The sequence below is a fragment of the Vibrio sp. 10N.222.46.A1 genome (genome assembly GCF_041473595.1).
In the GTDB taxonomy this organism is placed as follows: Bacteria; Pseudomonadota; Gammaproteobacteria; order Enterobacterales; family Vibrionaceae; genus Vibrio; species Vibrio tasmaniensis_A.
The window spans coordinates 1-2,289 of record NZ_JBFRSN010001109.1 but is presented as its reverse complement, the minus strand read 5'-3'; the positions used below and the strand labels follow the sequence as shown (position 1 = coordinate 2,289).

Genomic DNA, 2,289 nt, shown 5'->3' with positions numbered 1-2,289 from the left:
GTAAGAATATAGCGAGCATCAATGAGCTATATCGATACTATCGTTATTTTTCTCATGTGCCTTAAACAAATACATTAGAGAACATCAGCTTATGTTTAGACACTTCTATCACGCTCGTTTTGTAAGGCTACGTAAGACCCAAAGATCACGTGTAATGATTACTCCTGCTGATAAGCAAGCATTATCACAGAGATAATCAATGCGAATTAGCCTGCTCTTTCAAAGCCCATATAATGATCACCGTTAGCCAGTGATTTCACTGGATTCACGCATGGATCGACCTAATGCTAAGGAGAGCGCAAAATTACTTCGGTGGTACCATGAAATTTAAAACACTTCTTTTAGCTTCAGCTTTATTCTCAACCTCTGCACTTTCAAATGGTCTTCACTTATCTCCTGAACTAAAGATTGGTTCTTATCATGGTTTTGGAATACAAGCAGGTATTACTGATGTGGCAAATCTAGGTGTGGTTTATCTGAGCTATTCTCAGCTTTGGTATGACAGCGACCGATACGATGAAACTGTCGATGCGTACCGCATTGGTATTCAAAATATGTTTGGAAGCAACCAGAATCACGGCTTTCAGGCGGAGATTGGTGTAGCGAGTTATGACGGAACAAAAACGCGTAACGGCGAAATTGAAGAGAAGACAGCACATGGATTAAGTCTTGGTGGAGCCTACGTTTACCAAGCAACACCAATACTTGGGCTACGTGCTGGTGTTGATATGAATATTTTTGATCACAATAAGACCTTTGTGCCTTACGACACAACAATCAACCTTAACCTTGGTGCAATTATTCGGTTCTAAAGTTAATACCTACTTCAGTGCGTCATCTAGGCTTTGATCACCAAGGTGGCGTACATCTTTACCTTTCACAAAGTAGATAATGTATTCACAGATATTTTGGCAACGATCTCCCACTCGCTCAATCGCACGAGCTGACCACATCACTTGCAGGATATTGGGGATGTTCTTAGGATCCTCCATCATGTACGTCATCAACTGACGAATCACAGCTTCATATTCCGCATCCAGCTTATCGTCAAGTTTATGTACTTCTGCTGCCGCATCTACATCCATACGAGCAAAAGCATCTAATACTTGATGCAGCATAGTGATAGCCTGACGACACAATGGTTCTAACGAGACGTGAAATTTTTGTTCTTTGGTCGAAGGGATCTCAATCGCACCCTGTGCGATTTTAGAGGCCACATCGCCAATACGTTCTAGATCAGTAATGGTTTTGATGATCGCCATAATCAAACGCAGATCTTTGGCAGTCGGCTGACGTTTCGCGATAATACGAGTACATGCTTCATCGATTGAAACTTCCATCGCATTCACTTTATGGTCGTCACGAATTACTTTTTTGGCCAATTCAACATCGTCTTTATGGAGCGCCTGCATTGCAAACGAGAGTTGCTGCTCCACTAACCCGCCCATGGTCAATACATGAGTACGGATCGATTCTAACTCGACATTGAATTGCCCTGAAATGTGGCGACCGAAATGCATACTTGCTCCTTGAAAGAAATGAAGAAAGCCATTTTTGTAGAGTGACTTAGCTCTAGATGACACCTTTGTAGAGGTTAGCCATATCTACCAGTAATGTAGTCTTCCGTCTGGTTTTTCAATGGAGACGTAAAAATTGAGTCAGTATCTGAGTACTCGATCAATTTTCCCATATGAATAAAGGCAGTATGGTCACTTACACGCGCGGCTTGTTGCATGTTGTGGGTAACAATCACCACTGTGTATTGTGTTTTTAGATCGTTGATCAGCTCTTCAATCGTCAGAGTAGAAATCGGATCGAGTGCCGATGTTGGCTCATCCAATAACAGCACTTCAGGTTCGATGGCAACCGCACGAGCGATGACTAAACGCTGCTGTTGACCACCCGATAACCCAAAGGCGTTCTCATGCAAACGATCTTTGACTTCATCCCACAACGCCGCGGCGCGCAGAGAGCGCTCAACTGCATCATCAAGATCTCGGCTGTTGCTCACGCCTTGCAGCCTCAATCCATAAACCACATTCTCATAGATAGATTTAGGAAAAGGGTTCGGACGTTGAAACACCATGCCGACTCGGCGTCGTAAGGTCGCGACATCCACCTTAGGGTGATAGACGTTCTTGCCATGAAGCTTCACTTTTCCGGAAACCTTACAACCTTCAACAAGATCGTTCATGCGATTAATGCAGCGCAGTAGAGTCGACTTACCACACCCTGATGGGCCAATAAACGCGGTCACCTGTCCCTTTGGGATTTGCATTGAAATATCAT

General features: G+C 43.6%; 3 protein-coding genes. 1 reads left to right on the top strand and 2 read right to left on the bottom strand.

The annotated features are described in order from the left end of the window. Nucleotides 1-320 precede the first annotated feature (320 nt). Nucleotides 321-812 carry a hypothetical protein gene (locus AB4496_RS24295; protein WP_032555329.1) on the top strand — a complete coding sequence of 164 codons (492 nt, stop codon included), beginning with the start codon at nucleotides 321-323 and terminating at the stop codon, nucleotides 810-812. A gap of 9 nt (nucleotides 813-821) precedes the next feature. Here the strand turns inward: AB4496_RS24295 and phoU are convergent, their stop codons facing one another. After that, entirely contained in the window at nucleotides 822-1,520 is a 699-nt protein-coding gene (phoU, locus tag AB4496_RS24290; protein ID WP_009848270.1) for a phosphate signaling complex protein PhoU, read from the bottom strand. Between the two features lie 74 nt (nucleotides 1,521-1,594). Continuing rightward, nucleotides 1,595-2,289, bottom strand: a 695-nt coding sequence (gene pstB, locus AB4496_RS24285; protein WP_372132343.1) for a phosphate ABC transporter ATP-binding protein PstB, incomplete at its 5' end; no start/stop codon positions are given.